The organism is Actinomadura sediminis (genome assembly GCF_042675525.1).
Taxonomy (GTDB): Bacteria; Actinomycetota; Actinomycetes; order Streptosporangiales; family Streptosporangiaceae; genus Spirillospora; species Spirillospora sediminis.
The window spans coordinates 1-15888 of record NZ_JBHTJA010000135.1 but is presented as its reverse complement, the minus strand read 5'-3'; the positions used below and the strand labels follow the sequence as shown (position 1 = coordinate 15888).

At 72.8% G+C, this 15888-nt stretch carries 13 protein-coding genes; 7 read left to right on the top strand and 6 right to left on the bottom strand.

All coding sequences use genetic code 11. From position 1 onward, the window contains the following. Positions 1-236 precede the first annotated feature (236 nt). The gene (locus ACFQ11_RS34055) at positions 237-845 is read right to left on the bottom strand and encodes a TetR/AcrR family transcriptional regulator (RefSeq protein WP_378306366.1); all 609 of its coding nucleotides are present in this window, start codon (positions 843-845) and stop codon (positions 237-239) included. A 545-nt stretch (positions 846-1390) separates the two neighbouring features. On the opposite strand from ACFQ11_RS34055, the gene ACFQ11_RS34050 reads away from it, so the two are divergent. Beyond that, positions 1391-2194, top strand: coding sequence for a helix-turn-helix domain-containing protein (locus ACFQ11_RS34050; RefSeq protein WP_378306364.1), 804 nt, complete (start codon positions 1391-1393; stop codon positions 2192-2194). A 548-nt stretch (positions 2195-2742) separates the two neighbouring features. Here the strand turns inward: ACFQ11_RS34050 and ACFQ11_RS34045 are convergent. Further along, a complete protein-coding gene (locus tag ACFQ11_RS34045; RefSeq protein ID WP_378306362.1) occupies positions 2743-3045 on the bottom strand; it encodes a helix-turn-helix domain-containing protein in 303 nt (100 codons plus the stop codon). Positions 3046-3114: 69 nt separating this feature from the next. Between ACFQ11_RS34045 and map the strand changes: the two genes are divergently transcribed. The 6 genes from map to ACFQ11_RS34015 all read left to right on the top strand — a co-directional run bounded on the left by map (position 3115) and on the right by ACFQ11_RS34015 (position 10872). Then, positions 3115-3885 (top strand): type I methionyl aminopeptidase, encoded by a 771-nt coding sequence (map, locus tag ACFQ11_RS34040; RefSeq protein WP_378306360.1) that lies wholly within the window; start codon positions 3115-3117, stop codon positions 3883-3885. Between the two features lie 149 nt (positions 3886-4034). Then, positions 4035-5849 carry an acyclic terpene utilization AtuA family protein gene (locus tag ACFQ11_RS34035; RefSeq protein WP_378306358.1) on the top strand — a complete coding sequence of 605 codons (1815 nt, stop codon included), beginning with the start codon at positions 4035-4037 and terminating at the stop codon, positions 5847-5849. Further along, complete coding sequence (locus tag ACFQ11_RS34030; protein WP_378306356.1) at positions 5846-7438, top strand: acyl-CoA carboxylase subunit beta; 1593 nt, start codon at positions 5846-5848, stop codon at positions 7436-7438. Before ACFQ11_RS34035 ends, ACFQ11_RS34030 begins: the two co-directional genes overlap by 4 nt. Positions 7439-7443: 5 nt before the next feature. Further along, the gene (locus ACFQ11_RS34025; RefSeq protein WP_378306354.1) at positions 7444-9405 is read left to right on the top strand and encodes an acetyl/propionyl/methylcrotonyl-CoA carboxylase subunit alpha; all 1962 of its coding nucleotides are present in this window, start codon (positions 7444-7446) and stop codon (positions 9403-9405) included. Next, positions 9402-10556 carry an acyl-CoA dehydrogenase family protein gene (locus ACFQ11_RS34020; RefSeq protein WP_378306352.1) on the top strand — a complete coding sequence of 385 codons (1155 nt, stop codon included), beginning with the start codon at positions 9402-9404 and terminating at the stop codon, positions 10554-10556. Before ACFQ11_RS34025 ends, ACFQ11_RS34020 begins: the two co-directional genes overlap by 4 nt. Before the next feature lie 154 nt (positions 10557-10710). Then, complete coding sequence (locus ACFQ11_RS34015) at positions 10711-10872, top strand: hypothetical protein (RefSeq protein WP_378306350.1); 162 nt, start codon at positions 10711-10713, stop codon at positions 10870-10872. 72 nt (positions 10873-10944) lie between these two features. Here ACFQ11_RS34015 and ACFQ11_RS34010 read toward each other — a convergent pair whose 3' ends face one another. The 4 genes from ACFQ11_RS34010 to ACFQ11_RS33995 form a co-directional block, all read right to left on the bottom strand. Beyond that, positions 10945-11568, bottom strand: a complete 624-nt coding sequence (locus ACFQ11_RS34010) for an AAA family ATPase (RefSeq protein WP_378306348.1) — start codon at positions 11566-11568, stop codon at positions 10945-10947. Next, complete coding sequence (locus ACFQ11_RS34005; protein ID WP_378306368.1) at positions 11565-12626, bottom strand: enolase C-terminal domain-like protein; 1062 nt, start codon at positions 12624-12626, stop codon at positions 11565-11567. The genes ACFQ11_RS34010 and ACFQ11_RS34005 overlap by 4 nt, the downstream gene beginning before the upstream one ends. A gap of 123 nt (positions 12627-12749) precedes the next feature. Next, a complete protein-coding gene (locus tag ACFQ11_RS34000; protein WP_378306346.1) occupies positions 12750-14267 on the bottom strand; it encodes an LCP family protein in 1518 nt (505 codons plus the stop codon). Between the two features lie 195 nt (positions 14268-14462). After that, on the bottom strand, positions 14463-15888 hold a 1426-nt coding region (locus tag ACFQ11_RS33995), incomplete at its 5' end, for an LCP family protein (RefSeq protein WP_378306344.1).

Below are 15888 nucleotides of genomic sequence, written 5' to 3'. Positions count from 1 at the left end.
ACTGCATGGGAGACTGTGTGGGAGAGTAGGACGCCGCCGGACCTTTTTTGCAGGAAGGCCTCACCGTTTATGGTGGGGCCTTTCTCATTTTGTGGGCCGGGTTGTGGTGGTGAAGAGGCCGAGTGCGATGAGTCCTGCGGTTCCGGAGATGAGGGGGAGCGGGCCGGGGCCGGCGATGTCCAGCACGGCGCCTCCCGATGGTCGCCGGTCCGTCCGTGTGGGAAGCGAGCGGGGCGTCAGCGGCCGAGGGCCGTGTCGAGGGTTGCGGCCCATTGCCGCAGCAGCCTCTCGCGGCGGGCCGAGTCGTCGGTGAGCAGGTCGGCGAGCCCGAGGCCGCGCACGAGGTCGAGCGTCGCCTGCACGGTCTCGCGGACCCCCGGCACGGACTCGTCCGCGCCCAGTGCCTCGACCGTCAGGCGGTGCGCCTCCCGGCCGACCCGGGCCTCCAGCGGAACGACTTGCGCGCGCAGCTGCTCGTCTGAGCTCGCCGCCACCCACAGCTGCAGCGCGGCCCGGAACAGCGGCGTCGTGTACATCTCGCCGAGCAGCGTTACGACGTCGAGGGTGCTCGGACGTCGGTCGGCGAGTTCGTCCAGCCGCTCCCGCATCTGTGACATGCGGACCTCCGAGCCGTACTCGACCGCGGCGGTCACCAGCTCCTCGCGGGTGCGGAAGTGGTGCTGCGCCGCACCACGCGACACCCCGGCGCGCTCAGCGACGACGGCCACGGTCGTCCCGGCCCATCCGGCGGAGGCCAGGCACTCGACTGCGGCCTCCAGGAGACGTCGCCGCGTCGCGCGGCTGCGGTCCTGCTGGGGTTCGCGTGGCACTGCCTGCGTGGTCATCTCTTCCTCGGCTCGGCGTGGTCTCCAGTCAATCAAAGGCCCGGAAGGAAAAACAATCAAGCACGCTTGATTCTTTCCCGCGCCGCCCGCCGAGTGCGCTGGGTCGGACCCGTTGCGACCAGACCGTGCTTCGTTCGGTGTCGCGGCCCCCGCGACCGCACGAACCCGGCTTGTGCACGTCCTGGGCGGCCGCCCTTCAACGAACGACGACATTCCACTGTGCCATGCCTTGCCCGGGGGAGCGGTGAGGGGTAGGCAACGGCCCGGCCGGGAGCGTAGCTGCCCTAGGGGAGCCCCTAACCGTGTGGGCGCGCGCGGGCGGTTTGCTGTGGGGCGGGCCGAGAGGAGTTCTGTATCTTCCATATGTATTTATCTGGGGCGAGTTAGAGAAAGTGGGTATCGCAGTTCTTGATCATCTATTTTTCTCGAGAAATGTTTGCTCCGAGGGGGTTCGGTCTCCTTCTGCGGCGGCTACGCTCTGCTGTGAATGCATCTCGATGCGTCACATGCCGAGCGCACGGCGTCGTGCAGATTGGAAGGTCATCATGCCTACCCCGATCCCCTCCGAGTCCCTCAGCGCGTTCTTCGCATTCCACCTCAAGAGGAGCCGCGAGCAGAAAGGCTGGTCCCAGTCCGAACTGGGGGCGAGGGCCGGCATCCCAGGTGACCTGGTCGGCGGCATCGAGGTCTGCGCCCGCCGCCCGACGCGCCGGCTCGCCCGGAGCCTGGACGAGGTATTCGGGCTGGAGCAGTTCTTCGCGGCCCTCTACCCGCGCGTCATCGAAGAGATCGGCATTCCGCCGGGGTTCGCCGACTTCATGGAGGCGGAAGCGGAGGCCGCGATCATCAAGCTCTACGAGAACTTCGCGATCAGCGGCCTGTTCCACACGAACGAGTACGCGCGGGCAGTCCTGCGAAAAGGCAGGCATCCGGACAAGGTCGAACAATTGCTGGCGGCGCGGATGGAGAGAGCAGAGGTCCTGCGCCGAGAGGCCCCGCCCGTGATCGTCGCTCTCATCGACGCTTCGGCCCTCCGCCGTTCGTTCGGAGGGCCCGCGGTCATGCGGGGCCAGCTCGAACACTTGCTGAGCCTGGCGGAGTTGCCCCACGTGCACGTCCACGTGGTGCCGGAGGACGCCGAAGTCCTACCCGAGGGCTCGTTCGCGCTCCTCTCGTCGTCGGGCGAGGTGGACACCGGCTACGCCGAAACGGCGGGCGGACGCGGTCGCCCGGTCGACGAACCGGGCTACATCGCCGAACTCGGCACGCTGTTCGAGACCATCAGAGCCCAGGCACTGAACACCGAGGACTCACAGGTCGCCATCCTCAAAGAGCTGGAGGACCTATGAAGGTGTACGGCTCCTCCTCTCAGCGGGGTGAGAGCCGCCACCGCGGAACACGGACCGGTCGATGCGTGGAGGCGGCGCGGATGGCCGCGCTGACCACGGCAAACCCCGTAAGGCGGAGAACGAGACGGTGCGCTGCCTGTTCGGCTTCGACTACGGGACGACCGGCGCGACTTCGTCGAGCACGCGGGTCTCCGGCGGTGACGCGCCGGTGCTGACGCCGGCCGGCGGCGGGGGGCTGTGCCGGGCCCACGGCGCGGTCTGACGTGCTCGCCGGCCCGGCGCTCCGGTGAAGGCGAGCGACCGCGCTTCTGAGGCACCACAGCGTCGTGGCACGGTGCCGGCGATTCGCCGAGGTCAGGTTGTGGCGCCCGCCGTTCCTTGGGTGCATCGCGCCAGGGAACGGCGGGGGCCGACCGCTTCGGCGGCCGCGTCCATTGCCCGTCGGTCGGTTGCACCGCCGGGTGGCGGGTCGCCACACTGCACAGCGGCATCGCCGGGGACCGGTCCGCTGTCGGCCCACGCCGATGGTGCGGCGGCCCGCGCTTCGGTCACGAGGCCAGTTGCCCACCTGTGCCGCGGCTCGTCCTTGCGTGGTCGGCCTCGCCGTCCGGCCGGTTGATCTCCGCCCACACCGCGTCGAGGGAGAGGCCGAGGACGTGGGCGATCGCGGCGATGGTCGGGAAGGCGGGGGTGGCCACACGACCGGACTCGATCTTGCGGAGGGTCTCCGGTGAGACTCCCGCGTCGAGCGCGGTGTCGAGCATCGACCTCGTCCCCCTGGCGCGGCGCAGGAGGGCGCCGAGGCGCTGTCCGCGTTCGATGTCTGCGGGAGTGAGCGGCAACCTGACCATGTTCCGATACTAATACCGGGATAGTATGGCCGGGATAGTTATTGGGAACGTCAGGAAGGCTCCTCCCGGATGATCGAGATTCTGAACCCCGCCGAACTGCCGCGGGCCAGGGACGCCGGCGCCCTGGTCGCCGACATCCTGCAGACCCTGAAGGGTCGCAGCGCGGTCGGCACGAACCTCCTGGACATCGACCGGTGGGCGAAGGACATGATCGTCGAGGCGGGAGCGGAGTCGTGCTACGTCGACTACGAGCCGTCCTTCGGGCGCGGCCCGTTCGGCCACTACATCTGCACATCGGTCAACGACGCCGTGCTCCACGGAAAGCCGTACGACTACGCCCTCGCCGACGGCGACCTGCTGACGCTCGACCTCGCCGTGTCCCTCGGCGGAGTGGTCGCGGACTCCGCCGTCAGTTTCATCGTGGGCGACTCCAGTCCGCCGGAGAGCGTCGCGATGATCGAGGCGACCGAACGCGCGTTGAACGCAGGGATCGCCGCTGCCGGGCCGGGGGCCCGCGTCGGCGACATCTCCCATGCCATCGGCTCGGTCCTCGGTGAGGCGGGGTACCCGATCAGCACCGAGTTCGGAGGTCACGGCGTCGGCTCGACGATGCACCAGGACCCGCACATCCCGAACAAGGGCCGCCCCGGCCGCGGGTACAAGCTGCGGCCGGGGCTCCTGCTGGCATTGGAGCCCTGGATCATGGCGGACACCGCCGAGCTCGTCACCGACGCCGACGGCTGGACGCTCCGGAGCGCGACGGGCTGCCGGACCGCGCACAGCGAGCACACGATCGCCATCACCGACAAGGGGGCGGAGATTCTCACCCTGCCGAAGTAGGAGGCGGCGACGAGGTCTCCGGGTGGGCGGGCCGTCGTCGCGCTCCGCGTGGCCGGTGTGCTGCGGGCGCGTCCGGGGCGCCGACTGTGGTGCGGGAAAACAATCATGCGTGATTGATTTTTTCTGTGCCGGATGGCAGGGTGCTGGCCATGAGTCGACCGTTGCGGATCGGTAACGCCTCGGGTTTCTACGGCGACCGCTTCTCCGCCGTGCGGGAGATGCTGGAGGGAGGGCCGCTCGACGTCCTCACCGGCGACTATCTCGCCGAGCTGACGATGCTCATCCTGGGGCGCGGGAAGATGAAGGACCCGGACGCCGGCTACGCGACGACGTTCCTGCGGCAGATGGAAGAGTGCCTCGGGCGCGCGGCCGACCGCGGGACGAAGATCGTCACCAATGCCGGCGGGCTGAACCCGGCCGGGCTGGCCGCGAAGCTGCGCGAGCTGGCCGACCGGCTCGGAGTCGCGGTCGAGATCGCGTACGTCGAGGGAGACGACCTGCTCGCACGCGCGGACGGGCTCGGCCTGGCGGATGAGCGGTACGGGCGGCCGCTCACCGCGAACGCCTACCTCGGCGCGTGGGGGATCGCCGCATGCCTGCGCGGCGGCGCGGACGTGGTGGTGACCGGGCGGGTGACGGACGCGTCGCTCGTCGTCGGGCCCGCGGCGGCGCACTTCGGGTGGGCGCGGGACGACTGGGACGCGCTCGCCGGTGCGACCGTCGCCGGGCACGTCCTCGAATGCGGTGCGCAGGCGACGGGCGGCAACTACGCGTTCTTCCAAGAAATCTACAACGTAAAGGCGCCGGGCTTTCCGCTGGCCGAGATCCAGGCGGACGGCTCAAGCGTGATCACGAAGCACGCCGGGACGGGCGGCGCCGTCACGATCGAGACCGTCACCGCCCAGCTCCTGTACGAGATCGGCGGCCCGGCATACGCCGGGCCGGACGTGACCACGCGGTTCGACACGATCGAGCTGCGCGATGACGGCGCCGACCGGGTCTCGATCAGCGGGGTGCGGGGAGCACCGCCGCCCCCGGGGACCAAGGTGTGCCTCAACCACCTCGGGGGGCACCGTAACGAGATGACGTTCGTGCTCACCGGCCTGGACGTCGAGGCCAAGGCGGGCCTGGTGCAGACGCAGATGGAGGCGGCGTTCGGCGAGTCCCGCCCGGCGAAGATCGAATGGACGCTCCTCGGGAGCCCCGCCGCCGATCCCGGCACGCAGGGCGAGGCGACTGCGCTGCTGCGCTGCGCCGTCCTCGATCCCGATCCGGAGAAGGTCGGCCGGGCGTTCAGCGGCGCGGCGGTGGAGATGGCGCTGGCCGGATACCCCGGGTTCACGATGACGTCCCCGCCGGGGAAGGGAAGCCCGTACGGGGTCTACTCGCCCGCGTTCGTCCCCAACGAGGAGATCGAGCACGTCGCCGTTCTCCCGGACGGCACCCGCGTTCCCGTCCCGGCGGCCCCCCTCACATCGGCGAGTGCGGAATCGCCCGCATCTGAGTCCCCGCCCGCCCGGGGGGCCGACCCCACTTCGATTGTCGAACACCCAGGTCACGGGGAGCCGGTCGAACCGGGATCTGTGGAAAACCCGCCCGCCGAGGAGGCGGGCGCCGCCGTGCGGCGGGTGCCCCTGCGGCGGGTGCCCCTGGGGCGGGTCGCCGGGGCCCGGAGCGGCGACAAGGGCGGCGACGCCAACATCGGCGTGTGGGCCCGCACCGACGCCCAGTGGCGATGGCTGGAGCCCTTCCTCACCGTCGAGCGGCTTCACGAGCTCATGCCCGAGACGCGGGCGCACACCGTCACGCGTCACGTTCTCCCGAACCTCCGCGCGGTCAACTTCGTCGTCGAAGGGCTGCTGCAGGAGGGCGTGTCCGCCTCGACCCGGTTCGACCCGCAGGGCAAAGCCCTCGGGGAGTGGCTGCGGTCCCGCCTCGTCGACATCCCGGAGGCCGTTCTGTGAGATTGAAGAGTTCGCTCGACACGCAGGGTCCCGAGTACCGGGAGCGGCGGGCGGCGATGCTGGAGAAGCTGGCCGCGCTGGACGCCGAGCACGCGAAGGCGCTCGCGGGCGGGGGCGACAAGTACGTCGCGCGGCACCGCGAGCGCGGGAAGCTGCTCGCGCGGGAACGGATCGAGCTGCTGCTCGACCGCGACTCGCCGTTCCTGGAGCTGAGCCCGCTCGCCGCCTGGGGGAGCGACTTCCCCGTCGGGGCCAGCGTGGTGACCGGCATCGGCGTGGTCGAGGGCGTCGAATGCATGATCGTCGCGAACGATCCCACGGTGCGGGGCGGCGCCAGCAACCCGTGGACGGTCAAGAAGAGCTTCCGGGCCTCCGACATCGCGCTGGAGAACCGGCTGCCGGTGATCAATCTGGTGGAGTCGGGCGGGGCGGACCTGCCGTCGCAGAAGGAGATCTTCATCCCCGGCGGCCGGATGTTCCGGGACCTGACCCGGCTGTCGGCGGCCGGGATCCCGACGATCGCGCTGGTGTTCGGCAACTCCACCGCGGGCGGGGCGTACATCCCGGGGATGTGCGACCACGTCGTCATGGTGAGGGAACGCGCGAAGGTGTTCCTGGGCGGGCCGCCGCTGGTGAAGATGGCCACCGGCGAGGAGGCCGACGACGAGGAACTCGGCGGCGCGGAGATGCACGCGCGGACGTCCGGGCTCGCCGACTACATGGCGGTGGACGAACCGGACGCGCTCCGGCTGGGCCGGCAGATCGTCAAGGGGCTGAACCATCGCAGGCGGGGCCCGGAGCCGGGGCCCGTCGAGGAACCGCTGTACGACGCGGACGAACTGGCGGGCATCGTCCCCGAGGACTTGAAGACGCCGTTCGACCCGCGCGAGGTCATCGCCCGGGTCGCGGACGGCTCGCGGTTCGACGAGTTCAAGCCGCTGTACGGGACGAGCCTGGTCACCGGGTGGGCGCGGGTGCACGGGTATCCGGTCGGCGTGCTGGCCAACGCGCAGGGCGTCCTGTTCGGGGCGGAGGCGCAGAAGGCCGCGCAGTTCATCCAGCTCGCGAACCGGGCGGACACGCCGCTGATCTTCCTGCACAACACGACCGGCTACATGGTCGGCAAGGAGTACGAGCAGGCGGGGATCATCAAGCACGGGGCGCTGATGATCAACGCGGTGTCGAACAGCAGGGTCCCGCACATCTCGATCGTGATGGGCGCGTCCTACGGCGCGGGGAACTACGGGATGTGCGGCCGGGCGTACGACCCCCGGTTCCTGTTCACGTGGCCGAGCGCGAAGTCGGCGGTGATGGGGCCGCAGCAGCTCGCCGGCGTCCTGTCGATCGTGGCGCGGCAGGCCGCGGAGGCGCGGGGCCAGGTCTACGACGAGGACCAGGACCGCGCCATGCGGGAGATGGTGGAGTCGCAGATCGAGGCGGAGTCCCTGCCGTTCTTCCTGTCCGGCCGGTTGTACGACGACGGGGTGATCGACCCGCGCGACACCCGGACCGTTCTCGGCCTGTGCCTGTCCGCCGTCCACAACGCGCCCGTGCGCGGAGCCGACGGCTTCGGCGTCTTCCGGATGTGAGCGTGATGATCAAGAGATTGCTGGTCGCCAACCGGGGCGAGATCGCGCGCCGCGTCATGCGCGCCTGCCGGGACCTGGGCGTCGGCACGGTGGCGGTGTTCTCCGACCCGGACGCGGACGCGCCGCACGTGCGGGACGCCGACGTCGCCGGGCGGCTGCCCGGTGCGGCCCCCGCCGAGACGTACCTGTCCGCCGAGCGCGTCCTCGAGGCGGCCCGCGCCGCCGGGGCGGACGCCGTCCACCCCGGGTACGGGTTCCTGTCGGAGAACGCGGAGTTCGCGCGGGCCGTCGCCGCGGCGGGCCTGACCTGGGTGGGGCCGCCGCCGGAGGCGATCGCCGCGATGGGGTCGAAGATCGAGGCGAAGAAGCTGATGGCGGCGGCGGGCGTCCCGGTGCTGCCGGAGATCGACCCCGCCCGGGTGACCGAGGGCGATCTGCCGCTGCTCGTCAAGGCGTCCGCGGGCGGCGGCGGACGCGGGATGCGGATCGTCCGGGAGAAGGCGGAGCTGGACGACGCGGTCGCCGCGGCCCGCCGCGAGGCGGAGTCGGCGTTCGGCGATCCGTCGGTGTTCTGCGAGCCCCTGCTGGAGCACGCCCGTCACATCGAGGTGCAGATCCTCGCGGACGCGCACGGCACGGTGTGGGCGCTCGGAGAGCGCGAGTGCTCGATCCAGCGCCGCCACCAGAAGATCGTCGAGGAGGCGCCGTCCCCGGCGGTCGGCCCCGGGCTGCGGGACGAGCTGTGCCGTGCGGCGGTCGACGCGGCCAAGGCGATCGGCTACGTGGGCGCGGGGACGGTCGAGTTCATGCTCGCGCCGGACGGCCGGTTCCATTTCCTCGAGGTCAACACCAGGCTGCAGGTCGAGCACCCGGTGACCGAGTGCGTGTACGGGGTGGACCTCGTCGGGTGGCAGCTCGCGGTCGCGGAGGGCGCCCGCCTGCCGGACGCGCCGCCGGAGCCGCGGGGCCACGCGATCGAGGTGCGGCTGTACGCGGAGGACCCGGCCCTGGACTGGCGCCCCGCGAGCGGTGTGCTGCACACGTTCGAGGTGCCGGACGTCGACGCCGAGTTCGCCGTGCCGGCGTCGCACGGGCTGCGGCTCGACGCGGGCGTGGAGAGCGGCTCGGCGGTCGGCGTCCACTACGACCCGATGCTCGCCAAGCTGATCGCGTGGGGGCCGACGAGGGAGGCGGCTGCGCGGCGCCTCGCGGCGGGGCTGCGCGGGGCCCGGATCCATGGCCTGACCACCAACCGTGACCTGCTCGTCCGGATCCTGGAGGAGCGGGCGTTCCTGGCGGGCGACACCGACACCGGCTACCTCGAGCGGATCGGCCTGGACGTGCTGGCCGCGCCGCTCGCGGGCGAGGAGGCCGTCCGGACGTCCGCGCTGGCGGCGGCGCTCGCGGGTGCGGCGGGCGAGCGGGCGGCGGCGCGGGTGCAGGGCGGGCTGCCGTCCGGCTGGCGGAACGTGCGGTCGCAGCCGCAGCGCAGGTCGTTCGAGGGCCCGTTCGGGATCATCGACGTCGACTACCGCCTGGGCCGGGACGGTCTGCTCTGCGACCTGTGCCCGGGGGCGTCCGTGGTGTCGGCGGCGCCGCACGAGGTCGTCCTCGAGCGCGGCGGGCTCCGCGAGACGTTCGCGGTGACGGCCGTGGACGGGGCGGTGTTCGTCGACTCGCGGCTCGGCCCGGTCGCGTTCCGGGCGGTGCCCCGGTTCACGGACCCGAGCGACCAGATCGCCCCCGGGTCGCTGCTCGCCCCGATGCCCGGGACGGTGGTGCGCGTCGAGACCGAGCGGGGGGCGCGGGTCGCCGAGGGGCAGGCCCTCGTCGTCCTGGAGGCGATGAAGATGGAGCACCGCATCGCCGCCCCCGCCGCCGGGACCGTGGCGGAACTCAATGTCGGAGCCGGGCAGCAGGTCGAGGCCGGTGCCGTCCTCGCCGTGATCGAAGGGAACCACGAGTGAGCTTCACCGAGACCGAGGAGCGGCGGGCGCTGCGCGCGGCCGTCGCCGAGCTTGGCGCGAAGTACGGGTCGTCGTACTACGTGGAGAAGGCGCGGGCCGGGGAGAAGACGGACGAGCTGTGGGCGGAGGCGGGGCGCCTCGGCTACCTCGGCGTCAACGTTCCCGAGGAGTACGGCGGCGGGGGCGGCGGCATCGGCGACCTCGCGGCGGTGTGCGAGGAGCTGGCCGCGGCCGGCTGCCCGCTGCTGCTCATGGTGGTGTCCCCGGCGATCTGCGCGACGATCATCGCGCGGTCCGGCACCGAGGGGCAGAAGAAGCAGTGGCTGCCGCGGTTCGCCGACGGGTCGGTGAAGATGGCGTTCGCGATCACGGAGCCGGACGCGGGCTCCAACGCGCACCGCATCACCACCACCGCCCGCCGCGACGGGGACGGCTGGGTGCTGAACGGGCAGAAGACGTTCATCTCGGGTGTCGACGAGGCGGACGCCGTCCTGTTCGTCTGCCGCACCGAGGACCAGCAGGGGAATCTGCGGCCGTCGCTGTTCATCGTCCCGACGGACGCGCCGGGGTTCGCCTTCACGCCGATCGACATGGAGATCGTGTCGCCGGAGAAGCAGTTCGTCTGCCATCTCGATGACGTCCGGCTGCCGTACGACGCGCTCGTGGGCGACGAGGACGGCGGCCTGCTGCAACTGTTCGCGGGTCTCAACCCGGAGCGGATCATGGCGTCGGCGATGGGCGCCGGGATCGGGCGGCTGGCGCTGGGCAAGGCGACCGCCTACGCGAAGGACCGGCAGGTGTTCCGGTCGCCGATCGGCGCGCACCAGGGCGTCGCGCACCCGCTGGCCGCCGCCAAGATCGAGCTGGAGCTGGCGCGGCTGATGGGGCAGAAGGCCGCCGCGCTGTACGACGCGGGCGACGACATGGGGGCGGGCGAGGCCGCGAACATGGCGAAGTACGCGACCGCCGAGGCCGCGATCCACTGCGTCGACCAGGCGATCCAGACCCACGGCGGCAACGGCCTGACGAGCGAGTACGGCGTGGGGATGCTCGCGGGCGTGGTCCGGCTGATGCGGATCGCCCCGGTCAGCCGCGAGATGATCCTCAACTTCGTCGCGCAGCACTCGCTGGGGCTGCCCAAGTCCTACTGATCCCGATCCGGCGGACGGCGTCCGCGACCCGTCGTGATCATCCCGCGCGGCCGCCACGACTTTGCTCACTCATAGTGATAGTAAGGTGACATAGCGTAGCTCTTCGGGGCAGGATTGCGGAGCAAGCGCCAGACAACCGGCGAAAGGGATGGTCATGAAGCGCATTGTCTCGGTTCTGGTTCTGACCGCCGCGACCACGATGGCGGGCTTCGGCCTGGCCTCGGCGGCGTCCGCAGCCCCGGTCAAGGGCGACTGCGGCTGCCACTGCTGCGGGAGCGAGAACGAGAACGAGAACGTCAACATCAACATCTTCTGATCCGCGCACCGGCCGCACGTGCGGCCGGTGCGACGAAGACGTCCGGCGGGGTGCGCAGCCCCCGCCGGACGATCATTCCGGGGCGTTCCACCGGCGGACCAGCGAGTCCACCTGGACGTCCGGCGGCACGGCCGCGGCCAGGCGGTTGTCGACGGCGTCGTGCGGGACCGGCGGAGGTTCGTCCGGCCGCATCCGCGCGAGGAACCCGGCGAACGCCGCGAGCTTGCCGGTGTCGCGCGGGGAGCCCCGCCGCTCCAGTCGGTGCCGCAGCGTCGCCGCGTCCGTCCGGACCCACACCAGCCGCACGGGGTCGCCGCCGAGCGCCCGGACCCACTCCGCCCAGCGTTCCGGCGAGCGGATCTGGCCCGTGAACGGGCCGCTCAGCAGCACCGGGCAGCCGTGCGCGCGGATCTCCCGCGCGGTCGCCGTCATCCCCGCGTACTCGTGCCGCTTGACGTGCGCGTCGTACCAGGGGCCCTCCCGCTCGCCCGGGTCGCGTCCGCCCGCCGCCAGGGTCGCCGCGACGAACCCCCCGTACACCGTGTCCTTGTCCAGCAGCGCCGGCACCGGGCGCAGCCGCGCCAGCAGCAGGTCCGCGACCGTCGACTTCCCGGCCCCCGGCGGGCCCGCCACCACCCACACCGTCCCGGGGACGGCCGGCGCCGGCGCGTCCCGCGGCCCCCGCCCGGCCGTCACGCCGACAGCCGCATGCGGCGGGTCGCGAGCCGCTCGATCCGCGCCTCGTCCACCTCGTGGCCGAGCCCCGGCTGGGTGAGCGGCACCCCGACGACGCCGCCGGACGAGCGCACCGGTGGCGTCACGTACACGGGGCCGTGGGCCGGGTCCGACACGTCGCTCGGCAGCGTGCAGCCGGGCAGCGCGGCCAGCGCCACGGCCGCGGCCTGCCCGATCCCGAACGCGCCGACGCCGCTGCACCACACGTCCCAGCCCGCCGCGTACGCGCGGTCGTGCGCGCTGCGGGCGGCGGTGAGCCCGCCGAACCGGTCCGGGCGCAGGTGCAGCGCCCGCCCCGCCTCCAGCAGCAGCGCCGCCTCGAGGGCGTCGAGGTCGCCGACGTCGGGCGCGACGGCCGCGCCGATCCGCTGCTGCAGCTTCGCGTGCGCCGCGAGGTCGCCGGACGGGAACGGGCGCTCGACCGCCGCGAGCCCGTAGGCGTCCAGCCCCACCAGAACCTCGAGGTCCTCGGGCGTGTCGCGGTAGGCGTGGCCGGCGTCGGCGACGAGCGCCAGCGCCGGGTACGCCTGCCGGATCAGGCGGATCGGCTCGATGTCCCATCCGGGACGGACGTCCACGGTGACGCGCGTGTGGCCCGCGCCGACCGCCTGGTTCACGCGGGTCGGCAGCGTCTCCAGCACCTGCGCGGGCGCGATCCGCGCACCGGTGACGATGGACGTGCGGGTGCCGCCCAGCGCGTGCGCGAGCGGCAGGCCGCGGACCCGGCACCACAGGTCCCAGCAGGCGGTGTCGATCGCGGCGGCCGCCCCGTGCCCGCCGAGGTCCGCGGCGGCGGACACGTCCTCGGGACGGTCCCATTCCAGGCCGATCAGCGCCGGGCCCATCCGGTTCTCGATGTCGGCCCACGGGTCGCCGCCCGTCCCGTTCCGGCCGGTCTTCGCGCGCCCGCCCCCGCGGCCGCCGCGCGGGTCCGGGACGGCGGCCTCGCCCCAGCCGGACGCGCCGTCGCCGTCGGCGAGCCGGACGAGGATGCTCTCGGCCCGCCGCCCGCGCGGCATCGCCACCCGGAAGGCGTCGCAACCCTGGATCCGAGGCACCTCGCACCCGCCCCTCTCATGCTCGGAAGACGTCTCCCCTCCATGATCCCCCTTGGCGGAACAGGGAGAACACGCCGGAGCGGGTCAGGGGCAGCTCGCCTCGAGCGACACCGGGTCGGTCTCCGGGGCCCCGGTCGCCGGCGTCGTCCCGGGACTCGGCGCGCCCTGCGCCTGCACCGGCGGTTCGACGGTCACCGCACCCGACGGCGTCTGCGACGGGGACCCGGAGGACGGCGGCGACGGCGTCGCGGACCCGGCGGGCCGGTCGGCGGCGCCGATCGCCTCGGCGGCGAGCCTGCGGATCTTCTCGAAGTCGGGGTTGCCGGTGTGGATCAGCGGCGGGACGAACTGGAGGCTGTCGATCCGCGCGTCCTCCTTGACCTCGCCGGACAGCTCGATCAGCGCGGGCAGCAGCTCCTGCGGGATGTCGGTGGACAGCGTCTGCTTGGCGGCCGAGGCCAGCGCGTCGAACTTGGTGAGGACGGTCCGCGGGTCGGCCTGCTCGGCGATCGCGGCCATCAGGCACTTCTGCCGGCCCATCCGGACGTAGTCGCTGCTGTTGGTGCGCGACCGCCCGTACCAGAGGGCCTCCTTGCCGGTCAGCGTCCGGTAGCCGGGCTGGAGGACGTCGCCGCGCTGCCCGTAGGGGATCGGCTGCAAGATGTTGATCTTCACGCCGCCCATGGCGTCGACGATGTCGGCGAAACCGAACATGTCGACGAGGATGTAGTAGTCGACGGGCAGGCCGAGGATCCCCGAGATGGTCGCCTTCAGCAGCGTCGGGCCGCGCTGGCCCTTGGGGACGCCCGGAACCACGTCGGGGTGTTCCTCGGCGTACTGGTAGACCTCGTTGAGCAGGCCGGGCGTCATCGGCCCCCCGCCGGTGAACCCGTACGGGAAGCGGTCGCGCGCGGGCCCCGGCGGCATCGGGAAGCTCTCCAGGTTGCGCGGGAGGCTCAGCAGGACGGTGTCGCCGGTGTCGGTGTCGACGCTGGCGAGCGTCATGCTGTCGGTGCGGACGCCGGGGCGGTTCTCCGCGGCGTCGCCGCCGAGCAGCAGGATGTTGACGCGCTCCTCACCGTTCCACGGGTCGTCCGTGTCGATCTTCTTGCCGCTGTGGCCGCCGGCCTGGAAGATGCTGGTCAGCGCGTCCCGGTAGACGTACGTGCCGCGCACCGCCCACGCCGTCGGGACCGCGACGCCGAAGCACATCAGCGCGACGGCGGCGGCACCGAGCGACCGCGCGCTCGGCCGCATCCCCGCGGGGCGGACCAGCTGGTAGGAGCGGACCACGAGCGCGACCCACAGCACGCCGAGCACGATGAGGCCGCCGGTGATCTGCTGCAGGACGTCCGGGCGGACGATCAGGTTCAGCAGGTCGCCGCGGTAGATCGTGGCGGCGGCCGCGACCGCCGCGGCCAGCACCGTGTACACCGCGAGCAACAGGCCGCCGATCCGGCGGCGGCCGGTGACGATGTGGGCGACGCCCCAGACCAGGGCGGAGGCGAGCGTCAGCGCGAGCGCGCGGGACAGCCCGCCCGCCCCGCCGGGGGATCCGTCGCGGTCCGGCCGCCGGGCGCGACGACTCGCCCATCCACCCATGTAACTCCGATCCCCGCCCACGGTGATTTAATCCTCCGGCCTCACATTATGGACGCGCGAAACCCGCCGAGGGTTTCGGAAGCGCACATTCGTGATCTTGTTGAGGGCGGATCGAGACCCGGTGTTCGCGCGCGCGTCACCCGGCCGCCACCTCCCGGACGGCCGGGCCGCGCGCGGCGTGGCGGGGACGGCCGGTCAGCCGCAGCCGTCGGCGAGGACCCGCAGCGGGCGCGCGCCGCCCGCCGGGCCGCCCGCGGAGTGCGGTCCCGTCCCGTCCCGGACGGCGCGCGCCGCCATCCGGCGGATCGCGGCGTAGTCGGGACGGGACGGGGAGATCACCGGAGGGACGAACTGCAGGCTGCGGACGTCGGCGTCCCGGACCTTGGCGGACAGGTCGACCAGGGCGGGCAGCAGCCGCTGCGGGAGATCGGTACCGACGGACTCCTTGAACACCCCGGTGAGCCGCTCGAAGCCGCGCAGCACGGTCAGCGGGCCCGCCTGGCGGGCCAGCGCCCACAGCAGGCACTTCTGCCGGCCCATCCGGACGTAGTCGCTGCTGCCGGTGCGGGAACGCCCGTACCAGAGCGCCTCCCGCCCGGTCAGCGTGCGGCAGCCGGGCCGCAGCACGCCCGCCGGGAGCTGCGACCGGGGCACCGGGACCCGTTCGGCCACGCAGACCCGGACACCGCCGACCGCGTCGACGATCCGCCGGAACCCGCGCATGTCGACCATCACGTAGTACGGGACCGGCAGGCCCAGGATGCGGGACACCGTCCGCTTCAGCAGCTCCGCGCCCGGATCGCGGACGGCGCGTCCATCGTGCGCGAGCAGCTCCGGGGCGGCGGCGCCGTGACGGTAGACGGCGTTCAGCAGCCCGTCCGGGGGATAGGGGACGGGCGCCCGGCCCGACCACACCGGCACGTGCTGCAGGTTGCGCGGCAGGCTCAGCAGGACGGTGTCGCCGGTGCCGGTGTCGACGCTGGCCAGCGTGATGCTGTCGGTGCGCACCCCCGGACGGCCCACGTCGGCGTCGCCGCCGAGCAGCAGGACGTTCAGGCGCGGCACGCCCGCCCACGGGTCCCCGCCGGGGCGCGCGGCGGGCACGGGGGCGCGGGCGCCGCCCGCCTGCGCGGCGGGCGTCGCGGGCCCCTCGGTGAAGACGCTCTCGACGAGGTCGCGCTGCAGGTGCCCGTAGTGCGCCACCGTCAGCGGCGGGACGATCACCAGCAGGCACAGCACCGAGACGGTCGTGCCGCCCGCGAGCCGCCACAGCGGGGAGAGGCCGCCGGGCAGCAGCGTCAGATAGGAATGGGCGATCAGCAGAGCCCACAGCGCCGCCAGCACCACCGAGCACGCCGTGGCCGCCGTGAGCCAGCCGGGACGCACCGACAACTCCAGGAACAGCGGCCGCAGGTGCGCGAAGGCCAGGGCGGCGGCCGTCAGCAGCACCGCCTGCGCGCCGAGCAGCGCCCCGCCGAGCCGGACCCGCCCCGCCCGCAGATGCGCGAGACCGGGCAGGGCGGGGGACACCGCCGCGATCAGCAGCGCCTCCGCGACCGCGAACGGCGCGGCGACGTGCGCGCGGGCGCCACGCTCGCCGCGCCGCCCGCGCCCGCCGGGC